The organism is Saprospiraceae bacterium, assembly GCA_016714025.1.
GTDB lineage: Bacteria > Bacteroidota > Bacteroidia > Chitinophagales > Saprospiraceae > Vicinibacter.
Genome location: JADJOB010000002.1, coordinates 192,066 through 215,144, shown reverse-complemented (window position 1 = coordinate 215,144; position 23,079 = coordinate 192,066). Strand labels below are relative to the sequence as shown.

The following is a 23,079-nucleotide window of genomic DNA, read 5'->3' as shown; positions in this document are numbered from 1 at the left end:
CATTGAGGAAGTCTGATATAATATTTTTCGTGTAGTTCTTGAATAAGTTGATCCTTGTTTAATCCTGGAGCATATTGTTACATAAAGTATTTAAGCTAAATAGTCCTCACCCTTGAATTCTACATTGTTAAACCACCTGGAGTAATTCAAACAAACCGTCCGGGTAAAAATCCGATCATACCGTCATTAGACTTTAAGTGTAAAGCTGAATAGATTTACATCTATCATTATTGTTGTTGATTTAAATCCGTTTCAGGATGTCAGTATTATCATACTTTTCAGTATTGTTAAACATAAATCAATAGAATGAAAAGTTTGTTTTTATTACTGGTGGTATCGATAGTTGTTGCATGCAATAAGGATACGACGAATGAAGAAGTAGATACTGAATATTGGGAAATTGTGAGTACCAGAGTTTATGATACCCTTCCTCCTGGATCAGAGAACTATGGTATCGAAGTAAATGATGGTGTAATTAAAGCACGATATGCATTAAGTAATGATGAATGGGTGTTTTTATGTAATTATACCAGCCCACCTAAAAAGATCCGGCCGACTGATAAAATTCCAATCAATATGGAAGTCACCATATTGGTAAATTCCGGAGATCAATATTCGGCAAATGGTAATTTTACTCTTTTTTTCGACCGTCCCGAAGTGGAACCGGGCTTTGTAATTGCTCCATCCTTTTTAAAAACAGCAGATGGGGTTATTAGTAGTATTTCACTTACTCACAGATTAGGAGTTCCACCTTCACCGGCTTCCAGCATGGTTGTTTACATTGATGGAAAATCTTTGCCTACCGGGACACATGGTGCGCAAATTGCATTTTTAGCTGCCGTGGGCAATGGCCGCAATACTCTGTATAAGTATATTTATGAATGGAAAGGACAATAGCCAGAACAGTGTTTTTATTTAGCTATTCAGGTTTTTAGTTTTTACATTAAATTTAGGAAAGAAATTTCATGCAGAGACGTAAAGAAATAAAGCAAGTTTTCAGATTTTAAATTTAGCTCAATTAGCAATTTAATTTCTTTTTCAATTTCAATCGAAGCGAAAAGTTCCTGAATGCATCCTCGCCGAGGGCAAAGGGATTTTAATTTTAGAGTAATGAATTTCAACTATAAATGAAGATGAAATCTTGATTAAAATCAACTTAGTACTCCACGAATCCTCGGCGAGGATGCCTTCGGAAACTTGTGTTATTTTAAAATAAATCTAGTAATGAATTATTAGTAGAATCAATTTAGTACTCCACAAATCCTTAGCGAGGACGCCTTCGGAAACTTGTTTTATTTTAAACTTAATCAGTAAATGAATTATTGGTAAAATCAATTTAGTACTCCACGAATCCTCGGCGAGGACGCCTTCGGAAACTGGAGTTTAAACGTTGATCAATCAACTTATCCGCTCTTCCCTTCCAGCAATTTCTCCAATACTTCAAACAAACTCACCGAAGCGTTTTGAATTGCTTCTATTACAGAATCCATCGTAGTCTTTACAAAATGACCTGCTTCCGGAGTGGAGTTTGTAACAACGGAAACTGCAAGTATTTGCATTTGACATTGATGCGCTACGATGACTTCAGGGACTGTTGACATGCCAACGATGTCGGCACCTAAAATACGGATCATGCGGTATTCTGCGGGCGTTTCAAGACTGGGTCCTTGCAAGCCAAAATAGATGCCGGTTTTAAAAGGAATGCCCGATTGGATGCATGCTTGTTCGGCATTTTTTAATAAGGTTTTATCATACACGCTGGATAAATCCGGAAATCGATCCCCAAAACGGGGATCATGCAATCCACGCAAAGGATTGGATGGATGAAAATTAATATGATCTTCAATAAAAACGATGTCACCGGATTGAAAATTTGGATTTACAGTTCCGGATGCATTGGTGATCCATAATTTTTTTACTCCTAAATGATGGAGTACACGAATTGGAAAAGTAATTTCTTGCGCACTATACCCTTCATAATAATGCAAGCGACCGGATAAAATAAATATCAGTTTCCCCTTCCATTTGGCTAAGATCAATTTTCCAATATGTGTTTCAACAGTGGTTGGAACAAAAAACGGAATTACTTTATAAGATAATTCCCGGATGATTTCTATTCGGTCGGTCAGTGAACCCAAACCAGTGCCAAGTATGATGGCGTGATCTGGAAACTGGTCAAATTTTTTTGAAATAAAAGCAGCACTCTGCTCAACCTGTTGAAATAATTCAGTCATGGCTTTCGAAATTAATCTACCAACATTTTTTGATGATCCAATTGCTGATCCTGGATTGCTTCAGGAATTGCAATAAATTCATATTGTTGGTTGCGAAGTTTAGGAATAAAGCCAGCTTCCCGAATTGCATGTTGAATGCCACTGGCAGTAAAACGATGGGCAGCTCCGGCTGCAGAAACTACATTTTCTTCGATCATAATACTTCCAAAATCATTGGCTCCGGCATGCAGACAAACTTGAGCAGTTTGTTTGCCAACGGTAAGCCAGGAAGCCTGAATATTAATAATATTGGGCAGCATGATCCGCGACAAAGCAAGCATCCGGATGTATTCATCTGCAGTACAGGCGTTGTAGGCACGTTTAAGCCGCTTGAGCATCGTCCCTTCATCTTGAAATGGCCAGGGAATAAAAGCCAGAAAACCTTTGGATCCTGCGGGGCGCTGCTCCTGAACATCGCGAATGGAAACCAGATGTTCCATGCGTTCCAGCAAGGTTTCAACATGACCAAACATCATCGTAGCAGAGGTGGTGAGATCCAGTTTATGGGCTGTCCGCATAATTTCCAACCATTCCTCCGCGCCACATTTGCCCTTGCTCACCAATCGCCTGACCCGATCCGATAAAATTTCTGCACCGGCCCCAGGAAGTGAATCCAAACCTGCTTCTTTTAAGGATTTCAGCACTTCGAAATGGGAAGATTTTTCCAGTTTGGTGATATGTGCAACCTCAGGTGGACCGAGTGCGTGTAATTTTAAATTGGGGTATAAGGACTTTAATTCCCGGAATAAATTGCAATAATATTCGAGTCCCAGTTGCGGGTGGTGACCCCCTTGTAATAAAAGCTGTTCGCCGCCAAACCGGAAGGTTTCTTCTATTTTTTGCTTGTATTCCTCGATCGTAGTGATATAGGATTCGGCATGACCCGGAGGCCTGTAAAAATTGCAAAATTTGCAATTGGCTACACAGACATTCGTAGTATTAGAGTTCCGATCAATGATCCAGGAGACCGTATTTCCGGGAACTTTTTTAAACCGGATGGCGTTTGCAACGTACATCAATTCACCCAAACCTGCCTCTTTAAACAGGTATAAACCCTCCTCGGCATTCAGAAATTCGAGATTCAGGGCCTTTAATAACAGTGATTTGGTTTTTCCGGAACGATCCATCAATTGGGCTCAAATATAGCAAACAGCCCGGTGGCTTGATTTGTTTCATGAGCCCAGCCTTATAAAACCTTGTAAATCTGCTAAAAAGTATTATCTTTGCAGGGCTTTTTAAAGGAGGGGACGGGAGTTCCCTCTTTTTGTTTCAAGCAATCGGTGCATGTACACAGAAGAGATTCACAATTTACTGACTGCTAAATTCCAGGAAGAAAGCTTTCAGGATTGTTTTTTAGTTGGCATAGAGCAAACAAAAAAATCCATCCGGATATTCATAGATTCGGATAGTGGAATTAATTTTGAAAAATGTCAAAAAATCAGCCGTTATCTGGAATCCCATTTCGACGAAAAAAACTGGTTTGGGATTGATTACTTGTTGGAAGTTTCTTCTCCAGGTATCGACAGACCCCTGCTCTTTCCTAGACAATACAAAAAAAATATTGGTAGAGAATTGCAGTTGATTTTAAAAGACGGAACAGAAAGCCAGGCAACCATTAAAGAAGTTGCAGACGATCATGTGATTGTGACACGCGAAGAAATTCGCAAAGAAGGAAAAAAGAAAGTAAAGGAAACTATTGAAACGCATTTACCTTACGATATCATTAAAGAAGCAAAAATTGTAATCAAAATTTAAGCAAGATGAAACTTGTAGAAACTTTTGCAGAATTTAAAGCCGGAAAAAATATAGACCGCCCTACACTCATGCGGGTGTTGGAAGATGTATTCCGCTCCCTAATCCGGAAAAAATACGGTTCAGATGAAAATTTCAATGTCATCGTAAATACTCAAAAAGGGGATTTGGAAATTTGGCGTATTCGCAAAATTGTACCCGATGGCGAGGTAACCGATGATCTCAAAGAAATTGCTATTTCTGAAGCGCTTTCAATTGATGAGGATTATGAAGTAGGCCTTGAATGTTACGAGCAGTTGGAACTGGATGATTTTGGCAGACGGGCCATCATGGCAGCACGCCAAACACTTGTTTCTCGTGTCATGGAATTGGAAAAAGACGACGTATACAAGCGATACAGTGAACGGGAAGGTGAAATGGTTATTGGTGAAGTCAACCAGGTATTGAAAAAAGAATTTTTAATTATTGACGATGCAACCAGTAACGAATTAATTTTACCTAAAACGGAAACCATCCGTGGAGATCATTTTAGAAAAGGAGATATCGTACGTTCTGTAATTAAAAAAGTAGAATTGCGCAACAGCTTACCCGTAATTACACTTTCCAGAACAGACAGTAATTTCTTGCAGCGATTGATGGAACAGGAAGTACCAGAAATTGAAGATGGTTTGATTGTTATACGAAAAATCGTTCGGATACCGGGTGAACGTGCCAAAGTTGCCGTTGAATCATTTGATGACCGAATCGATCCGGTTGGTGCTTGTGTGGGTATGAAAGGAAGCAGAATCCACGGTATTGTACGCGAATTGAGAAATGAAAACATTGATATTGTAAATTTTACCAATAATCAAACACTGTATATCCAACGTTCGTTGACTCCTGCTAAAATCACGACCATCGAACTGGATGATGCTACGAAAAAAGCAAATGTATATTTGAAAGCAGATCAACTTTCACTGGCCATTGGTAAGGGAGGTGCAAATATTAAATTGGCATCTAAATTAACCGGCTATGAAATTGATGTATATCGGGATCAGGAAGAAGGTGAATTGGATGATGTGGATCTGGATGAATTTACAGATGAAATTGAAGAATGGGTTATTGAAGCATTTAAGAAGATTGGATGCGATACGGCCAGAAGTGTATTAAATTTAAGTGTTGAAGAATTGGTACGTAGAACTGATTTGGAAGAAGAAACCGTTCAGGAAGTAATCAAAATTCTGGACGAGGAATTTAAAGATTGATTTTTATATTAAGCCTGAGGGCTTGCAACTATATTGAATGAAGTTATTAGTTAAAGTAGCAACGGAGTTAAACGTCGGACTGCACACAGTCGTTGAACACTTGCAGAAAAAGGGATTTGAGATTGATCAAAAACCTACTGCAAAAGTTACCGATGAAATGTATGCCGAGCTGTTAAAGGAATTTCAAGGATCTATCAAGGAGAAGGAAGCTGCTGACCTTCTTCAAAAAACAATGCCGGCTGCTCCTGTAGTAACTAAGGATAAGCCAAAAATAAATTTATTTGGAGATCCAACACCAGCACCTCCACCTCCTGCACCAAAGGAGAAAGTTGAAACTAAAAAAGAAGTAGTTCCGGAAGTAAAACCGGAAGAAGTTATCAGTGCAAAAGTTGATGAAGAAAATAAACCTAAAATAAAGGTTGTTGGAAAAATCGACCTGGAAAAACCGGAATCCAAGACTAAGAAAAAAACAAAAAAGCAAGAAGTAGTCGAAGCCCCACCAGTAAAAGTGGAGCCGGTTGTACCAGAAATTCCGGCAGAAGAAGAAATTACGCGAATTGAAGCTCCTCAATTAAAAGGGCTAAAGATTCTTGGTAAAATTGATACCAATAAATTTAAAGAACCCTCTAAGAAAAAAGAAGAAGCTAAAAAACCAGCGGCTTCTTCCACACCCGGAGCGTCTCAATCTAAATCAACAGCCGAGTCAGAAGCTGATAAAAAGAAACGCAAACGCAAACGCAAAAAAGTTAATACCAACGAGTTTCAATCTGATGATCGTCGGGGAGGTGTGCGTCGTCCGGAGGAAACAGTAAAAGAGGTTACACAAAAAGAAATTGAAGATCAAATTAAGGCTACCATGGCCCGCCTTAATTTAGGAGGTAAAAACAGACGTTCAAAAATCAGAAGAGATAAGCGGGTGGTGATGCGTGAAAAAGAAGAATTGAAACAATCTGCTGAAGATCACGCCGTATTGCAATTAACTGAGTTTGTAACTGTTTCTGAATTGGCAAGCTTGATGAATGTACCGGTAACGGATATTATCATGACCTGCATGAATATGGGCATTATCGTTTCTATAAATCAGCGATTGGATGCAGAAGTAATTGAAATACTTTCAGAAGAATTTGGACATAAAATAGAATTTATCAGTGCAGAAGAAATTGATGAAGACACGGAAGAAGAAGAAGAAGATCCAAATGCATTGGTAGAACGAGCACCCATCGTTACAGTAATGGGTCACGTGGATCATGGGAAAACCTCTTTATTGGATTATATCCGAAGTGCAAATGTAGCATCCGGTGAAGCGGGTGGAATTACCCAACACATCGGTGCTTACGAAGTCGTTGTCGGTAAGGACAAAAAGCACATTACTTTCTTGGATACACCGGGACACGAAGCATTTACAGCGATGCGTGCGCGGGGTGCGAAAGTGACAGACGTTGCTGTAATTATTGTAGCAGCAGACGACCGGATCATGCCACAAACCAAGGAAGCAATCAGCCATGCGCAAGCAGCGAATGTTCCAATGGTTTTTGCAATCAACAAGGTAGACAAAGCTGGAGCCGATCCAGAGCGAATTAAAAATGAATTGTCTCAAATGAATTTATTGGTTGAAGAATGGGGCGGTAAATACCAGTCTCAGGATATTTCAGCTAAAACCGGACAAGGCATCGAACAATTACTTGAAAAAATATTGCTTGAAGCGGAAGTACTCAATTTAAAAGCCAATCCAAGCCGGATGGCAACGGGAACCGTTATCGAAGCATCTTTAGATAAAGGACGTGGTTATGTAACCAAATTATTAGTCCAAAACGGTAGCTTAAACAATGGGGATATTATACTTGCAGGTGATCATGCCGGTAGAGTAAAAGCCATGTTTAATGAACGCGGACAAAAACTAAAAACTGCTGGTCCTTCAACGCCCGTTATGGTTTTGGGTTTACAAGGTGCACCCACCGCCGGAGAAAAGTTTAAAGAAATGGAGGATGAGGCAGAAGCACGCTTGTTGGCAAGCAAACGCTCACAGATCAATCGCGAACAAACCAACAGAGCATCTAAACGGATTTCTTTGGATGAGGTTGGAAGACGTTTGGCTTTAGGTAATTTCAAAGAACTTAAATTAATTATCAAAGGGGATGTCGATGGTTCTGTTGAAGCCCTTTCAGATAGTTTGATTAAACTTTCTGTAGAATCCATCAAGGTAAGTGTAATCCATAAAGCGGTCGGACAAATTGTAGATTCTGATATTTTGTTGGCTTCTGCATCCGATGCGATTATCATAGGCTTCCAGGTTCGACCTTCACCCAGTGCCAGGGCATTGGCTGAAAAAGAAGGCGTTGAAATTAAAATGTATTCCATCATCTATGAAGCCATCGATGAAATTCGCGCTGCTATGGAGGGCATGTTAGAACCTACTAAAGTGGAAAAAATTGTAGGTCAGGCAGAAGTCCGTGAAGTTTTCAAGGTATCAAAAATTGGAACCATTGCAGGATGTATGGTCATTGATGGAAAAATTGCCCGTAACAATCCAATTCGGGTGATACGCAATGGCATCGTCGTGTTTCCAAATCGCGAAGGTGCAACCGGTGAGTTAGCCTCCCTCAAACGATTTAAGGATGATGCCAAAGACGTCAAAGAGAATATGGAATGCGGTATTTCCGTTAAAAACTTTAATGACATTAAAGTAGGAGATATCATTGAAGCCATCGAGATTACAGAAGTTAAGCAAAAATTATAGGAAGAGTCTATAGATAATAGTCTTTAGCTTAATAGTCTGGAGTACTTGTATTACAACAAAATAATAATAAGCTCTAATAGCCTAAAAGTCTAATAGTCTAACAGACTAACAGTCTAACAGTCTAACTGCATAATACACTCTAACATGACAAAATATTTAAATCTTATAGCATGTTTTCTGATTTTATTCTTTTGTGCATGCATCCCTACCTATAAACCCCATCAGGTAATTATTCAGGATGATTATGTTGAAATTAAATTCGGCAGAAAGATGTCCCGTGAATTGCTAGACTCCATACGCACTGCAGTTTCCGAAAAAGGAATCAACTTAAGTTATCCGGAAATCATTTACGATGGTAACAAATTGACCAGATTGGAAATACAAGTCATTGCCGGCAATCAAGTGGGACATGGCATTACCAATTTTGTTTTTAAAGGCAAGCCCTTTGGATTTCGGGTTGACAACAGACCCACCGCCCAGGTTTTTTTAAAGGTTGGGGAGTTGGAGTAATGGTCCTATTAGATAATTTTTAATTGATAAATTCTACAATTCTACAATTCTACAATTCTACAATTCTGCAATTCTGCAATTCTGCAGGCTAAGGTCTTTGTCAACTAATTTAGAATATGATCTAAGACAAAATAAGTTGTATTTAAGATTAATCTGAGCCTTTTATCACTATTGTTTAATAATGCGGAATGATTTTAAAGTCATGCCAAATTCTTTGATTACTAATAAGTAAATTGCTGAAGAAATTGAAGGTAATTTTATAAAATTACTACCCTGAAATCCTTTTTGACTGAGAATTAAACAACCATTTAAATCATACAATTCCAGAGTTAAATTCTGTGGATTGTAATCTATAAGATTTACAACTAAAAAATCTTTGCAAGGATTGGGCCAAGCAGAGATATTTATTTTTTCAGTATTTTGTAAATTAACTGTTCCGATTTGAATGTTTCTACAAAGCGTATCTGCACCATTTTGGTTTGATACAATTAAGCAGACAGTATAAATCCCATTGGCAGTAAATTTATGTGATGGATTTAATTCAGTACTTGTATTTGATGTGCTTGCAGGATCTCCAAAATTCCAGTACCAATTTTCAACATTGTAAGCACTGAGATCTTTAAAATAAAATTGCAGATGGTTGGCTGTATCCTGATTATACCGCCAATGGCACCAGGGTACATTATCAATACCTAAAGTATCGCAGGAACTCCCATCTATGGGTCCCAGTCTAAAATTTGGAAATACGGGAATGCTAATTTTCATAGTTGGGCAATATATATCATGCTGCTTAAAATTGCATAAAGGAGTGGGTAGGTCAGGTTCGTGTAGCGTATGCATAGATCTAAAACCTAGGATTTCATTCATATATGCTTTCCCGTCGGGTGCGTAAGAAAGGGGTCCAAACTCTGTAGAAGCAGTAAAATTTGGCCCAATCACTTCTCTGTAACCATCGTAATAGTCAACTACTTTGCGATTTTGTGGCAAGCCATTGAAGACTTCAAATTGATACAAAGTGTCAACGCATGCATAATAAAAATACGCATCATTTTTTGAAAACATAGCTCCTGCATACCATTGTTGAGGCTGAAAGGGTAATTTAATATTTACATAATCAGATAGAATTCCACTGCAACGGTCAAAATTAAACCAATTGAGATAGTAAAATGCTTTTGGGCGGTCAACACGTGCACTAGCAAATAATTTACCATCACTTGAAAATACATTTTGGCCGGCTTCTCCTCGAGACTTTATTTTAGGAAAATCAAAACGGTGTTTTAATTGGGCACCGCTCGGGGAAACTAAAAATACAAAATATTCAAGCCTTGTATCTTTACAACAAATCAACCACCAATCTCTCCCATTTGCATGTTTAATTGCTGATAAACCGGTGTCGTCCAATGTGTCTTGCAATATTCTAACTCTCCTTTTAATCATTTTTCCTTTACCATTATTTTTGGTCATATCCACAATTGAATATTCAAGATATCTATGACTCAATCCAAAATTGTCAAAATAATGAGGTACTTTATTAAAGACCAAATATTGATTATCATTTCCAGGAGAAGGTAGAATTAATGTTCCTTGAAATGAAGCAGTCCCAAATTCAGGATACTTTTCAAATGGTTCGTCTGTAAGTTGATCAGCATTTTCCATTAAACTGTCATTGGGCCCATCAATGTAAGCACCATTAAACGAAAAGAGGTAATCGCCTTTTTCGTCACAAATATTTATTGTGTTTGTGTTAAAGTCAATTCGTTTATATTTCTCTTCATAAAAAACAGGATTACCATCTTCGGTATTAAAATCCATTATAGCACAACCCCATCCTGTGTCAAGCGGGTTGTCTGCACTGCTATAACCCATGATCCATTTAAAATCGTATTTTTGACTTAATATGTTAGTTGAAAATAATGTTAAGCTGTAAAAGAGTAATAAATTTTTCATAGTAATTTTTTAAATAGCTTGGACAAGACATTAAATAACTTGCATAGGTAGTATCAATTTATTCAAGCTGTGATCATTAAATATTAAGCTTTCAAGTATTTGGAAAATGAAAAATCTTATAAGATATTGAATATTGAAATATGTTGTTTGGTATAGCTAATATATTCTTTGTTATTTAATTACAAAGAATTTTAACATATGTTATTTCAATTTATATATTTTTAACTATAATAGCTAAGTACTAAAAATTGAATTGAAGTAATTCAACGTTTAAATAAAATTAATTAAAAAACTATTCTGATTAGGCAACAGTCACACCACGATCCAAATACACATTCTGAATGGCATTCAGAATTTCAATTCCTTCCTGCATTGGTTTTTGAAATGCTTTACGACCGGAAATCAATCCCATGCCACCGGCGCGTTTATTGATAACGGCAGTGGTTACTGCTTCCTGTAAGTCTGAACTTCCCTTGGATTCGCCCCCGCTGTTGATTAAACCGACGCGGCCCATATAACAATTGGCTACCTGGTATCGGCATAAATCAATGGGGTGATCGCTACTTAATTCAGTGTACATTTTTGGATTGAGCTTACCATAAGAGGATCCTCCCATATTTAAGGCAGTATATCCTCCATTGTTGGTAGGTAATTTTTGTTTGATAATATCTGCCTGGATCGTAACTCCCAAATGATTTGCTTGTCCGGTGAGATCGGCAGCATTGTGATAGTCTACTCCATCTTTTTTGAAAGATGCATTGCGCAAGTAACACCAAAGAACGGTTACCATGCCCAATTGATGAGCTTCTTCAAATGCATTGGCTATTTCAACAAGTTGACGGGTACTTTGATCGGAGCCGAAATAAATCGTGGCACCGATACCTACGGCTCCCATGTTCCAGGCATCCCGTACATTCCCAAATAAAATCTGGTCCGCTTTATTTGGATAGGTCAGCAATTCGTTGTGATTTGCTTTTACAATAAATGGAATTTTATGTGCGTATTTTCTGGAAACGGATGCCAGAACTCCAAAGGTGGATGCAACGGCATTGCAGCCCCCCTCAATGGCCAGCTTAACGATATTTTCCGGATCAAAATACATGGGATTTGGAGCAAACGAAGCACCGGCACTGTGCTCGATGCCCTGATCTACAGGCAGGATGGAAACATATCCACTGGATCCTAAGCGACCCTGATTTAAAATCGATTGCATGCTTTTCAATACCTGATTGCTGCGATTGCTCACAGTCCATACCTGATCCAGATGCTGCTGGGAAGGTAGATGCAATTGTTCTTTAGAAATGGTCTTGCATTGGTGATCTAAATAAAAGGACGCCTTATCACCTAAAATTTCTGCAGTAGATTTATTTGACATAAATTAAAAAACGTTGGTACGGTCAAATTATTTTTTACGTTCGATAACAGCAACCCCATTCGCCATAAATTTCATTTCCTCTTTGGGGGCTGTGATTTTTGCAATTTCTGCTGCGGATTTGCCTTCATCTTCGGCATAATGTTTTAATTCATCGACTCCAGTAATTTCTTTATAGGCTTTGCCTTGAATGGTCACTTTGGAACCACTTAGATCTTTAGGCACAAAAAAGCCATAGTCTCTGAATTTTACAAAAAATCCAGTAGTATCATCTGGATTTTGACTGAGAATCATCCAGCAGCCTTTCATCTGACAAACTCCGGTAACATAACCGGTTACAGAAGTGATCGTACTGTCAGTTGTTTTTAAACTCATCAGGGTTTCGTCAACCGATTTTGCGTCTGTTGTTTGAATCGTATCCCCATAATACTCCATGCTCATGGCAGGATTCACTGCAGCCGGAGCTTCTGCTTGTTTGTTTTCCGTTTTACAAGCCGTTAAACCCAAGATGGCTGTAGCTAAGACATAATATTTCATATTAACATTTATTTTGATGCGCAAAGATACTAATCCCTGGTGCTTTCAAGTTTGGAATTGATAGCCCATTCACCATACATTTGGAAATACGGCCATTATAGTATATATTTGTTTAATGCGTTATTTAAATTTGACCAGATAGCAGGACGTTTACCTTGATTTTACACCTTTAAAATTTCAGCACATGAAATATGGATTCATTTTATTCCTGCTCATTAGCATTCCATTCGAACTCTTTTGTCAAACCTGTATCAAGGGAGATTGTAAAAATGGTTTCGGCTCCTGTTATTACAGCAATGGAGGGCGATACACCGGTGAATTTCAGCTGGCAAAACGTAATGGAAAAGGAATCTATTATTATGCCAATCAAAATAAATACCTGGGCGAATGGCGCAATGATTTAAGGGAAGGGGAAGGCAAACTCATCTTCCGGAATGGGGATGTGTACAGCGGTAATTTTAAAGCGGATAAAATGGAAGGCTATGGGGTCATGGAATTTGGTTCTAAAGACCGATATGATGGCAACTGGAAACTCAATAAACCAAGTGGAAAAGGAACCTACTATTTTGCTGCCGGAGACCGGTATGAAGGTGATTTTGTGGATGCCCGTTTTGAAGGGGAAGGAACCATGTATTACCGAAATGGAGCGAAATACCTAGGGCAATGGAAACAAAGTAAAAAACATGGCTACGGAGAATTAATCACCAAAGAAGGGAAAAGCATCGTAGCCCAATGGGAGGCTGACAAACCATTGAAAGTGTTGGATGAATCCCCAGCAATTGCTAAAGATGAAGTTATTGTCCAGGATAAACCAGAGGACACCAAACAAGATAAAATTAACGAGACAGCTGTTATTAAAGACACGGTTTTAGAATCCAAAAACAAACAGCAGGACGCAGAAAAACCGATCGTTCAGAATGAAACCAAACCTCAAAATCCGGTTTGTGAGCAGGAGGAAAAATTGCCAAACTGCAATACCAGTTATTGCGCTGAGGGGAAAGGCATATTCTATTACAGTGACGGATCCAAATATGTTGGGCAATTTGAATTGGGTGAGCCACATGGCAAAGGAATCTGTTTTTATGCCAACGGAGATCGTTACGATGGATATTGGGATAAACATGCTCCTCATGGAGAAGGAACCATGTATTTCGTTTCCGGCTTAACGTATGTTGCCTTATGGGATCATGGCAAAGTTCAAAAACAACTTTCCCGAAAGCAAGAATTTCGGTTAAATCCAAACATAGAAGTAGATCAGAATCCGGAAGTAAAAATATGGGCGGTTGTAGTTGGGATTGCGCGGTACGAACACATGCCCAGTTTAAAATATTCCGATGACGATGCGTATCGAATTTATGCCTTTTTAAAAAGTCCGGAAGGAGGCGCACTTAAAGATGAACAGATTCGGGTTTTGATCGATGAAGATGCGACCCGTTTAAAAATTTTACAAGCACTGAATGAGGTGTTTTTAAAAGCGGATGACAACGATGTCGTGATGTTGTATTATTCAGGTCACGGACTGGAAGGAACCTTTATTCCAATCGATTACGATGGTACCAATAATTTGATCTCCCACGAAGAAATCAAAGATCTCCTGAGTCGTTCCAAAGCAAAACATAAAATCTGTTATTTCGATGCCTGTTATTCGGGCAGTTTGCTGGCCGCTAAAGGTCCTTATTCAAATTCCCTTTTGTATTTCTATGACGAACTCGACCGCACACCCGGCGGTACTGCATTTTTGATGTCTTCCAAAAACAAAGAATTTTCTTTGGAAGACGGTGGATTACGGCAAGGCATTTTTTCACATTTTCTAATCAAAGGGTTGAAAGGGCAAGCGGATGTTGATGTAAACAAAACCATTACCATCAAGGAATTATTTGATTATGTCTATAAAAATGTTCGTGAATATACGGGCAATGTTCAATCACCTATGATTGCTGGCGATTACGATGAGCACATGCCGGTTGGATTTATTAGGAAAGATTGAATTAAAGTATAAGAATTGGAGACCATAGGATAGAGGACCATTGGACTGAGAGACCATAGGAATTGGACCATAGGCTTAAATTTTTGAGTTGCTTACATGGGAAATTTAGTTTATAAATTCTTTATAACAGGGTGCACGAAATAATTATTAATTTTGTTACTTGCTTTCGAAAATACCGATTCTTTTTTATATTAATAAGGGCTTACTATTTTACCAGTTTATTTAATTTTAATAAATTTGTATAAATACCCTTTAAGTGCCCTTTAAATTTGAAAACCTTGATATTTGGAAACTGTCTATTGAATATTCGCATGATGTATATTCAATGACTTCAAATTTTCCTAAAGTAGAATTTTATAATTTATCCATTCAATTCAAGAGAGCAGCAAATTCAATTTCTTTAAATATTTCAGAAGGGTCTATTGGCCAATCCAATAAAGAACAATGCAGGTTTATAAATTATGCCATTCGTTCTATGGCAGAATGTGTTAATTGTTTATATTTAGCATTAAGATTAAATTATATTTCAAAGTTTGAATTTGATCAATTGTACATAAAATCAGAATTGTTATTCAAAAAATTGCAAAATTTTAAAAAAGCAATAAATAAACAAAACAACTGATACAATCTAAATAAAATTTAGTCAGGAATTTTCGAGTCAAATGGTCTCCTGGTCCCAAAGTCCTATGGTCAATGTCCTATGGTCAATGTCCTATGCTCCTATTGTCTATGCCCTATGCCCTATGGTCCTATGTTCTATGTCCTATGCTCCTATGGTCTCCTGATCCAAAAGTCCTATGTTCTATGTCCTATGGTCCTATGTTCTCCTGGTCCCAAAGTCCTAAGGTCAATGTCCTATGCTCCTATTGTCTATGCCCTATGGTTCTATGTCCTATGGTCCCATGGTCCTATGGTCTCCTTCTCTCCTGTATTCTGATCCAATGGTCTCCTCCATCAATAGTATCTATCTAAAATAGGCCATATTTTTTCACAATTTATATTATATTTGAAAAGCATTTGAATAACCAATCGTGCTATACTATGCAATTTGAATTTCTTATTTATTTATTTATTTAAACCCGGCACTGAGCTATGAGAACGTATTATTCACTTTTAGTATGTGCGTTAATTATTGCATCAAGTGTGCAATCTATTTTTGGACAAATTTGGGAAAGACTCCCTGGCCCGGTAGGAGCTACCATAGTTACAGCCATCATTACGCGCGACAAAGGAGAGCTCTTTTGTTATACCTCAACAGGTAAATTGTTTTACTCAGCAGACAAAGGGAAGACTTGGGAGAATTATTCAAATGGATTAATAGACAAAAACGCTCCTTATGGTTCAAAACTTAAAGAATCGCCCATCGGGGAAGTTTTTTTATGTACTGAAAAGGAATTCTATAAATGGCAGCCAAAAACTAAACTGTGGCTGAAGATTGACTCTTCGTTGGATGAGATAAGAGATTACAATTTTTCTCCAGATGGGCAAACAATATATTCCGGAAGTTTAAATAATTTTTATCTGTTTAATATGGCTTCAGGTGCACAAAGCTCGCAATCCTGGTGGACCCATGATGTGGAATTTCTTTGCCTGGGAAATAATCAGAATTTTGTTCGTAAAACATTGGGTGCCTCAGGAGCAATTTGGAAATTTGATGACGATGGATCCAATCTCAGGAAAATTTCAAACTCTTCAAGTAGTAGAAATTTATTTTTCCATGAAGCTTCAAATACATTATTTGATTATGATTACAATATGTATGTTTCTTCAGATTTTGGTCAAACTTGGACTCAACGCATTTTACCGCCAGGAGTTTATATTAATAAATTGGTTCTTCTTAAAAATGGAACTTTAATGGGAATTGGTCAGTCTGTTTACCGGTCTATTGACGGCGGAATCAATTGGATAAAAGATCCGGATTATGCTATTGAAGAGTTGAAAAATGTATATTTCCAAACAGGCGTTTCAAATTCAAATGAGGATGATATCGTATTTGATTTTGGGGCCTATGCATGTTACTGGAATGCACAGGGTACATTAAATAACATCGAATTGCCCTTAGTGGAACCAAATATTAGTAGTTTCCAGCAAATTGGAAGAAATCATCTTTTGTGTCAAACGGATAAAAACCTGCAGATATCTTCTAATGGAGGGTATGAATGGAATAAATTAGGCATATACCAAAACAATGAATTGTATTTATGGGAGGATGGAACACTCATGTTTTTAATTCGTGATACGATGCTTTTTAGCAATGATAATTTCAAAACCACTTTCAAAAAAGTATTGCCGGATATGCTGCCATTAAATTTATTTAAGAATATGCAAGGACATCTTATATATATAAGTGCGGTCAATACATATATTTCTTACGACAAAGGAGATAGTTGGAATTTTATAGGGAAACATTCTGATTTTCCTTTACTCAGTAATCTGAAATTATCAAGACAAAACATATTGTATGCTTTGAATTTTTCTGACACAATTTATTATTCATTTGATTATGGCCTTTCATGGAATAAATTTTTTGCAGAAGGAGCAGATGATGTGACTTTTGAAATTGTATTGACCCAAAATAATGTATTTTGGTGGTTTGCTTTAGATGGAAACTTTGAATACCATTGGATGTACACAACTGATTTTGGTAAAACAACGCATAGGTTTGAAATCACCAATGATGAGCGGTTTCTTTATTTAGATGAATTTGAAAATATTTATACTTTAACAGGAGATCCACCTAATTTTTCAATCCATGTAAGCAACGTACTTTCTCAGGAAATTAACGAAATAAGTTTAAGAGATGTTTTTGTGGATAACAACAGCAATATAAGATTATATAGAGGCGATAACGATACTTTGTATGCTTCTATTAACAATGCCCCTTTATATAAATATACTAAAAAAATGAGTAGCGCAAGTGGACAATTTTCGGGCACTGTTTTTAACGATGACAATTTAGATTGTATTCGGGACACAATGGAAAATGAGGCTGGAAACTTTCAGTTAGTACTCCGGGAAAATAACCGTTCGGTCACAGTTCCAGTTTCTCCATCCGGAATATTTAAATCCTATGTCATACCAGGTAATTATAATGTGCAGCTTAAGAGTCCATCTTCAATTTGGACCCCCTGCAATTTTCCAACCCAAGTAAACATACAAGTCAATCAAGTAACTCAGAAAGAGAATTTATTGGTTCAGGCAAAAGAGCAATGTGCCGATTTATTTCCAAGTTTTGTTTTAGGGACTTTGAGACGGTGCTTTGACAACAATTCTGCAACATTTAAAATACGAAATGAAGGTTCTGCTTCCGCTTTTAACACCAGGGTTTCCATTACTTTCGATGATTATTTTGAAAATATTCAAGCTTCAATTCCTCCTAACTCAATGCAAGGCAGGGATTGGACATTTATAATTCCTGAATTAAAACCTGGAAACGCAGCGCAGATCAATTTTCAATTTAAAGTTTCATGTACAGCTAGTCTTGGACAGGAACATTGCATTCGATATTGGATTGACAATCTACAAGAATGCAAGGGTTTACTTCCAATCAGAGACAGTATTGTGATCTGTGATACTAATAGAGGAGCCTTTGATCCCAATGATAAAACCGCATATGTTGGTGGAAAGTCTGCAGAATCCTTCCAAGCAAAAGACAGTGTGTTAAACTATCTGATACGGTTTCAAAACACGGGAACTGATACTGCATTTACCGTTCGTATTGTAGATAAACTCGATTATGCTCTTGATTGGTCAAGCTTTAGTCCAATTGATGGCAGCCATCCCTATACCTACAGTCTTGATGAAAATGGAAACCTGGAGATCATTTTCAAAGACATTCAGCTACCCGACAGTACACTAAACGAGCAACATTCTCACGGATATTTTTTGTACAGCATTCAACCCAAAAAAGGATTGCGGGTTGGTTCATTCATTCACAATACCGCAGGCATTTATTTTGATTTTAATGAACCCATACTGACCAAAGTAGCCATCCTTCGTTTGAAGCAAACTACAGGCGTGACTGACCATGATGCCCATTCCACACAAATCTTAATAGCGGTTCCCAATCCAATGAATCAATTTGCGGAGGTCTATATCCCCCAGGACTGGCAATTTCAAAGAATTGCCGGATCATTGAACTCGGCTGATGGCCGTACGATTCAAAAGTTCACGGGGCTTAACCGACAATTCAGAATAGAACGAAATGACCTGCCCGCTGGATTGTATTATTTGCAATTGCAGGATGACAAGGGAAACAGGGCAATCGCTAAAATTGTATTTGAATGAATTTTGCCAGGAAAAATCAATTTTTCAAAGATTGCAGGGGGTCAGGCTGAGCCCATCCAAATCCAGCCAGTTTGCTTGCGACCAGGCTTTTCAGGCCAATAATTTTTCATTATTGACAAAAATTTAGCTGTTTTTCAGGCAGTTATAAAAAAAATAGTGAAAAATATTCTAAAAAATTAGTCAAAATTTGACAGAAGAACTTACATTTGTGCCCGCTTTGAAAAAAGCCAGTACTAATTTAAATTCAATAAAGTGAATACACGTAGTTACGAAACGAAACACAGACGCCCGGAAGACGTCCAGCGGAAGTGGTTTGTAATTGATGCAGAGACCCTCGTTGTGGGGCGTCTTTCATCCCAGATTGCCTCCATTCTAAGAGGGAAGCATCGCGTAGATTATACCCCTCATGTTGATTGTGGCGATTGTGTAATCGTTGTAAATGCATCTAAAGTGCGTTTTACAGGCAAGAAACTTGATGATAAAGTTTACTTAACCTATAGCGGATATCCAGGAGGTCAAAAAAGCATTACTCCACGGCAAATGCTCGAAAAACACCCGACCCGAGTGATTGAAACAGCCGTTCGCAAAATGCTCCCAAAAAATAAATTGGGAGATGCCATGTTCAGAAAATTATTTGTTTACGAAGGTCCGGAGCATTATCATGCTGCTCAAAAACCTGAACCTTATACAATCTAAGCGATATGGAAATGATCAATGCAATAGGTAGAAGGAAAGCTGCGGTAGCCCGCGTGTACCTTACAAAAGGAGCCACCAATGAAGTAATCATCAATGGCAGGGCTTTAAATGAATATTTTCCAATAAAGGACATTGCACAAAAAGTAATGGATCCGATGCAAACTGTTCAATCCGAACAAACTTATACTGTGAAAGCGGTAGTAGATGGAGGTGGATTGAAAGGACAAGCAGAAGCATTGCGATTGGCAATATCAAGAGCACTTTGTAAAATTGATGCAGAGTTTCGGGCACCACTAAAAGAAAAGAAATTTTTGACACGAGATGCCCGTGAAGTAGAACGTAAAAAATTCGGTTTACGTAAAGCACGTCGTAGTACGCAGTTTAGTAAACGTTAATTTCTTAATTTATCATTACAGAGAAAAATGGAAAAACCTAGTTATAATCAACTCCTTGATGCGAATGTACATTTTGGCCACTTGCGTAAAAAGTGGAATCCAAAAATGCGTCAATATATTTTTAAAGAACACAAAGGCGTACATTTAATTGATTTAAATAGAACCGCAGAGTGTTTGGAAAAAGCCGGACAAGCATTAAAACAAATTGCAAAATCCGGAAAGAAAATTATGTTTGTCGCAACTAAAAAACAAGCGAGAGACATCGTTTCTGAAGCTGCAAAAAGTGTCAACATGCCTTTTGTAACGGAGCGTTGGTTGGGTGGAATGATGACAAACTTTACAACCATTCGTCGTTCTGTTAAAAAAATGAACAACATCGAGCGTATGCTGGCAGATGGAAATGTTACCAATATTACAAAGAAGGAACGTTTGACATTGAGCCGGGAACGCGATAAAATGGAACGCGTATTGGGTGGAGTTGCTAATTTAAACAGATTGCCATCAGCTGTATTTATTGTAGATATTTTAAATGAGCATTTGGCAGTGGATGAAGCAGATCGTCTGGGCATCCGTACGTTTGCCATGGTTGATACCAACAGTGATCCAAATTTGGTTGATTTCCCAATTCCTGCAAATGACGATTCTTCTAAATCTATTGAAATTATTACGCGCTATATGGTTGAAGCCATAAAAGAAGGATTGGAAGAACGCAATGCAGAAGTTAAAGAAGAAGCGAATTAATAAATAGTATACATAATAAAAAGACAATATGAGTTTTACCTTATCAGCAGCGGATGTTAAGAATTTAAGAGATACGACCGGAGCCGGAATGATGGATTGCAAAGCAGCATTGACTGAAGCTGAAGGCGATTTTGAAAAAGCAATAGAAATTCTTCGTAAGAAAGGACAAAAATTATCTATTAAACGTGCGGATCGTGAAGCCAAAGAAGGAGTTGTAATTGCAAAAGTTAATGATTCAAAGACTAAAGGCGTTGTTGTAAAAGTGAGCTCAGAAACTGACTTTGTTTCAAAAAATGAAGACTTTATAAACACCACCAAAAAAATTGCTGATATCGCATTGGCTACCTTTCCTTCAAGTCTTGAAGCCTTACTTCAACAAAATTATGAAGGGACTACCAGCATCGGAGATAAAATAACCGATATGGTTGCAGCCATTGGTGAAAAAATCGAATTGTCTAACTATGAAACCCTCGAAGCAGCTCAGGTAGAATTTTATATTCACATGGGTAACAAAGCCGGTGTTTTGGTTGGTTTAAATAAGAGTGGGGATCAATTTACAGATGCTGGCAAAGACGTTGCCATGCAAATTGCTGCCATGAAACCAATCGCATTGGATAAAACAGACGTTGACAGTGCAGTTATTGCAAAAGAAATAGAAATCGGAAAAGAACAAGCTCGAGCAGAAGGTAAACCTGAAGCCATGCTTGAAAAAATAGCTCTCGGTAAACTGGAAAAATTCTACAAAGAGAGTACGCTGCTGCATCAACAATTTGTAAAAGACGGATCCCATACCATCTCGTCTTACCTGAAGTCATTTGATAAAGATTTGACTGTTACAGGGTTTAAACACGTGAAATTAGGATAGGTAGCGTTTCAACGAATTGAGTTTTTAGCCGATTCGCTAGTTAAAATTTCCCATTCCCTTCAGCATTTATTAAATTGGCTCGTAAAGAGCAATTCCCAAAGGTGTCCTCGCCGAGGGTAAATGTCAGTTAATGTTACTTCCAATCTTTTTAAAGTCGAATCAACGAATTCAAGCAATTTGGCTTTCCCTGACTGCCACTTGGTATTATAAATAATCTCTATATTTACTCAAACATTCAAACATGCCAAAGTATAAACGAATCCTGTTGAAATTAAGCGGGGAAGCACTGATGGGGGATCAGGCATACGGGATTGAACCACAAATGTTAAAATATTATGCAAGCCAGATTAAAATGGCGGTTAGTCATAAGATTGAACTGGCTGTGGTCATTGGTGGTGGAAATATTTTTCGGGGAATGGATGGGGAAGGATCCGGAATTGAACGGGTACAAGGTGATTATATGGGTATGTTGGCTACCTGTATCAATGGAATGGCCTTGCAAAGTGCACTTGAATTAATAGGAGTTTATACCCGATTGATTACCGCCATTGAAATGCGCCAAATTGCAGAACCATACATTCGCCGGCGAGCAGTACGCCATCTTGAAAAAGGACGCGTAATCATTTTTGCAGCGGGTACCGGAAATCCCTATTTTACTACAGACTCTGCTGCAGCCTTGCGTGCAAGTGAACTGAATGTAGATGTTATATTAAAAGGGACCCGGGTGGATGGAATTTATGATAAAGACCCTATGAAACATTCAGATGCAGTAAAATTTGAGCGACTTGGATTTGATGAAGTGATCTCTCGTGGTTTGCAAGTGATGGACATGACAGCTTTTACAATGTGTAAAGAAAATCACATGCCCATTGTAGTATTTGATATCAACCAATCCAGCAATTTCGAACGCATTATTTTAGGAGAACATGTAGGTACGCTGGTCAGCTAAAAACCTTGCTCCCTTCAAGACAAATTTTTTTTCTTCAAGAACCTGGGGTTTAAACCCCAGGTTCTTGAAGAAAAAAAGTTCATAAACTGCCTTTATTTTAGGATCATATTAAATATTTTTAATATATAATTTACTACCTTTGCGCCTTCATGATCTATTCAGTCAGCGGTAGTATTTCTGTTAAACATCCTAATTATGTCGTTATTGAAACGCAGGGTATCGGATATCAGATATTTATTAGTCTGCACAGTTACAGTCAACTGGAGGGATTGCAACAAGTGAAAATGTTGACCCACTTGATTATTAAAGAAGATGGGCATCATTTGTTTGGATTTATTACAGAAGAGGAACGACAATTATTTATTTTATTAATATCAGTAAATGGAGTGGGTCCTAATACTGCCAGGTTAATCCTGTCGTCTTTAGATCCATCAGGAATTAAATCAGCAATCCATTTAAAAGATGATGCGGTATTTCGTAAAATCAAAGGGGTCGGCCCCAAAACGGCCCAACGGATCATCATTGATTTATTTGATAAATTAGGAAAGGACCTGATTGTAGGGACTTCACATCCGGTTCAGGCCGGAAATCAGGTAAAATCTGAGGCCATTTCAGCACTTTTGGCCTTAGGTTTTAACCGGAATGCAATCGATCAGGCTTTTAAATTAATTCCCGAAGCCACTCAATCAGATATAGCCATTGAAGTTCTGATAAAATTGGCTTTAAAAAAATTATCCTGAAGTCTTGTAAAACATACCTTTGCGCCAATTTCTTCGTTATAGTCAGG

19 protein-coding genes are annotated in these 23,079 nt (G+C 37.9%); 14 read left to right on the top strand and 5 right to left on the bottom strand.

What is annotated here, in order from left to right; all coding sequences use genetic code 11:
- Window positions 1–306: 306 nt before the first annotated feature.
- Window positions 307–897, top strand: coding sequence for a hypothetical protein (locus IPJ80_04190; protein MBK7912679.1), 591 nt, complete (start codon window positions 307–309; stop codon window positions 895–897).
- Window positions 898–1,403: 506 nt separating this feature from the next.
- Here the strand turns inward: IPJ80_04190 and IPJ80_04185 are convergent.
- Together IPJ80_04185 and mqnC are read right to left on the bottom strand one after the other, a co-directional pair.
- Window positions 1,404–2,234, bottom strand: a complete 831-nt coding sequence (locus tag IPJ80_04185; GenBank protein ID MBK7912678.1) for a purine-nucleoside phosphorylase — start codon at window positions 2,232–2,234, stop codon at window positions 1,404–1,406.
- Window positions 2,235–2,245: 11 nt separating this feature from the next.
- Window positions 2,246–3,400: a dehypoxanthine futalosine cyclase gene (gene mqnC, locus IPJ80_04180; protein ID MBK7912677.1), complete on the bottom strand. Its 1,155-nt coding sequence runs from the start codon at window positions 3,398–3,400 to the stop codon at window positions 2,246–2,248.
- A 157-nt stretch (window positions 3,401–3,557) separates the two neighbouring features.
- Between mqnC and IPJ80_04175 the strand changes: the two genes are divergently transcribed.
- The 4 genes from IPJ80_04175 to IPJ80_04160 all read left to right on the top strand — a co-directional run bounded on the left by IPJ80_04175 (window position 3,558) and on the right by IPJ80_04160 (window position 8,516).
- On the top strand, window positions 3,558–4,028 hold the full coding sequence (locus tag IPJ80_04175) for a ribosome maturation factor (GenBank protein MBK7912676.1): 471 nt from the start codon (window positions 3,558–3,560) through the stop codon (window positions 4,026–4,028).
- A gap of 5 nt (window positions 4,029–4,033) precedes the next feature.
- Window positions 4,034–5,269: a transcription termination/antitermination protein NusA gene (nusA, locus tag IPJ80_04170; GenBank protein MBK7912675.1), complete on the top strand. Its 1,236-nt coding sequence runs from the start codon at window positions 4,034–4,036 to the stop codon at window positions 5,267–5,269.
- Window positions 5,270–5,306: 37 nt separating this feature from the next.
- Window positions 5,307–8,006, top strand: coding sequence for a translation initiation factor IF-2 (infB, locus tag IPJ80_04165; GenBank protein MBK7912674.1), 2,700 nt, complete (start codon window positions 5,307–5,309; stop codon window positions 8,004–8,006).
- A 144-nt stretch (window positions 8,007–8,150) separates the two neighbouring features.
- On the top strand, window positions 8,151–8,516 hold the full coding sequence (locus IPJ80_04160; protein ID MBK7912673.1) for a hypothetical protein: 366 nt from the start codon (window positions 8,151–8,153) through the stop codon (window positions 8,514–8,516).
- Window positions 8,517–8,684: 168 nt separating this feature from the next.
- Here IPJ80_04160 and IPJ80_04155 read toward each other — a convergent pair whose 3' ends face one another.
- The 3 genes from IPJ80_04155 to IPJ80_04145 all read right to left on the bottom strand — a co-directional run bounded on the left by IPJ80_04155 (window position 8,685) and on the right by IPJ80_04145 (window position 12,372).
- On the bottom strand, window positions 8,685–10,463 hold the full coding sequence (locus IPJ80_04155) for a T9SS type A sorting domain-containing protein (protein MBK7912672.1): 1,779 nt from the start codon (window positions 10,461–10,463) through the stop codon (window positions 8,685–8,687).
- A 301-nt stretch (window positions 10,464–10,764) separates the two neighbouring features.
- Complete coding sequence (locus IPJ80_04150; protein ID MBK7912671.1) at window positions 10,765–11,838, bottom strand: class I fructose-bisphosphate aldolase; 1,074 nt, start codon at window positions 11,836–11,838, stop codon at window positions 10,765–10,767.
- Window positions 11,839–11,865: 27 nt separating this feature from the next.
- On the bottom strand, window positions 11,866–12,372 hold the full coding sequence (locus IPJ80_04145) for a DUF4920 domain-containing protein (protein ID MBK7912670.1): 507 nt from the start codon (window positions 12,370–12,372) through the stop codon (window positions 11,866–11,868).
- 184 nt (window positions 12,373–12,556) lie between these two features.
- Here IPJ80_04145 and IPJ80_04140 point away from each other — a divergent pair, with 184 nt between their 5' ends.
- The 9 genes from IPJ80_04140 to ruvA all read left to right on the top strand — a co-directional run bounded on the left by IPJ80_04140 (window position 12,557) and on the right by ruvA (window position 23,032).
- A complete protein-coding gene (locus tag IPJ80_04140; GenBank protein ID MBK7912669.1) occupies window positions 12,557–14,359 on the top strand; it encodes a caspase family protein in 1,803 nt (600 codons plus the stop codon).
- A 256-nt stretch (window positions 14,360–14,615) separates the two neighbouring features.
- Window positions 14,616–14,981, top strand: a complete 366-nt coding sequence (locus IPJ80_04135; GenBank protein MBK7912668.1) for a four helix bundle protein — start codon at window positions 14,616–14,618, stop codon at window positions 14,979–14,981.
- Between the two features lie 470 nt (window positions 14,982–15,451).
- Entirely contained in the window at window positions 15,452–18,646 is a 3,195-nt protein-coding gene (locus tag IPJ80_04130; protein MBK7912667.1) for a hypothetical protein, read from the top strand.
- Window positions 18,647–18,898: 252 nt separating this feature from the next.
- Window positions 18,899–19,342, top strand: a complete 444-nt coding sequence (gene rplM, locus IPJ80_04125; protein ID MBK7912666.1) for a 50S ribosomal protein L13 — start codon at window positions 18,899–18,901, stop codon at window positions 19,340–19,342.
- 5 nt (window positions 19,343–19,347) lie between these two features.
- Window positions 19,348–19,737 carry a 30S ribosomal protein S9 gene (gene rpsI / locus IPJ80_04120; protein ID MBK7912665.1) on the top strand — a complete coding sequence of 130 codons (390 nt, stop codon included), beginning with the start codon at window positions 19,348–19,350 and terminating at the stop codon, window positions 19,735–19,737.
- A gap of 27 nt (window positions 19,738–19,764) precedes the next feature.
- Window positions 19,765–20,478, top strand: coding sequence for a 30S ribosomal protein S2 (rpsB, locus tag IPJ80_04115; GenBank protein ID MBK7912664.1), 714 nt, complete (start codon window positions 19,765–19,767; stop codon window positions 20,476–20,478).
- Between the two features lie 28 nt (window positions 20,479–20,506).
- Window positions 20,507–21,343 carry an elongation factor Ts gene (locus IPJ80_04110; GenBank protein ID MBK7912663.1) on the top strand — a complete coding sequence of 279 codons (837 nt, stop codon included), beginning with the start codon at window positions 20,507–20,509 and terminating at the stop codon, window positions 21,341–21,343.
- A gap of 241 nt (window positions 21,344–21,584) precedes the next feature.
- Window positions 21,585–22,292, top strand: coding sequence for a UMP kinase (locus tag IPJ80_04105; GenBank protein ID MBK7912662.1), 708 nt, complete (start codon window positions 21,585–21,587; stop codon window positions 22,290–22,292).
- Window positions 22,293–22,441: 149 nt separating this feature from the next.
- Entirely contained in the window at window positions 22,442–23,032 is a 591-nt protein-coding gene (ruvA, locus tag IPJ80_04100; protein MBK7912661.1) for a Holliday junction branch migration protein RuvA, read from the top strand.
- Window positions 23,033–23,079: the final 47 nt, after the last annotated feature.

What these genes read in the sequence shown, in the direction of transcription:
- IPJ80_04190 (MBK7912679.1), top strand. Translation starts at nt 307, where the DNA reads ATGAAAAGTTTGTTTTTATTACTGGTGGTATCGATAGTTGTTGCATGC.
- IPJ80_04185 (MBK7912678.1), bottom strand. Translation starts at nt 2,234, where the DNA reads ATGACTGAATTATTTCAACAGGTTGAGCAGAGTGCTGCTTTTATTTCA.
- mqnC (MBK7912677.1), bottom strand. Translation starts at nt 3,400, where the DNA reads ATGGATCGTTCCGGAAAAACCAAATCACTGTTATTAAAGGCCCTGAAT.
- IPJ80_04175 (MBK7912676.1), top strand. Translation starts at nt 3,558, where the DNA reads ATGTACACAGAAGAGATTCACAATTTACTGACTGCTAAATTCCAGGAA.
- nusA (MBK7912675.1), top strand. Translation starts at nt 4,034, where the DNA reads ATGAAACTTGTAGAAACTTTTGCAGAATTTAAAGCCGGAAAAAATATA.
- infB (MBK7912674.1), top strand. Translation starts at nt 5,307, where the DNA reads ATGAAGTTATTAGTTAAAGTAGCAACGGAGTTAAACGTCGGACTGCAC.
- IPJ80_04160 (MBK7912673.1), top strand. Translation starts at nt 8,151, where the DNA reads ATGACAAAATATTTAAATCTTATAGCATGTTTTCTGATTTTATTCTTT.
- IPJ80_04155 (MBK7912672.1), bottom strand. Translation starts at nt 10,463, where the DNA reads ATGAAAAATTTATTACTCTTTTACAGCTTAACATTATTTTCAACTAAC.
- IPJ80_04150 (MBK7912671.1), bottom strand. Translation starts at nt 11,838, where the DNA reads ATGTCAAATAAATCTACTGCAGAAATTTTAGGTGATAAGGCGTCCTTT.
- IPJ80_04145 (MBK7912670.1), bottom strand. Translation starts at nt 12,372, where the DNA reads ATGAAATATTATGTCTTAGCTACAGCCATCTTGGGTTTAACGGCTTGT.
- IPJ80_04140 (MBK7912669.1), top strand. Translation starts at nt 12,557, where the DNA reads ATGAAATATGGATTCATTTTATTCCTGCTCATTAGCATTCCATTCGAA.
- IPJ80_04130 (MBK7912667.1), top strand. Translation starts at nt 15,452, where the DNA reads ATGAGAACGTATTATTCACTTTTAGTATGTGCGTTAATTATTGCATCA.
- rpsI (MBK7912665.1), top strand. Translation starts at nt 19,348, where the DNA reads ATGGAAATGATCAATGCAATAGGTAGAAGGAAAGCTGCGGTAGCCCGC.
- rpsB (MBK7912664.1), top strand. Translation starts at nt 19,765, where the DNA reads ATGGAAAAACCTAGTTATAATCAACTCCTTGATGCGAATGTACATTTT.
- IPJ80_04110 (MBK7912663.1), top strand. Translation starts at nt 20,507, where the DNA reads ATGAGTTTTACCTTATCAGCAGCGGATGTTAAGAATTTAAGAGATACG.
- IPJ80_04105 (MBK7912662.1), top strand. Translation starts at nt 21,585, where the DNA reads ATGCCAAAGTATAAACGAATCCTGTTGAAATTAAGCGGGGAAGCACTG.
- ruvA (MBK7912661.1), top strand. Translation starts at nt 22,442, where the DNA reads ATGATCTATTCAGTCAGCGGTAGTATTTCTGTTAAACATCCTAATTAT.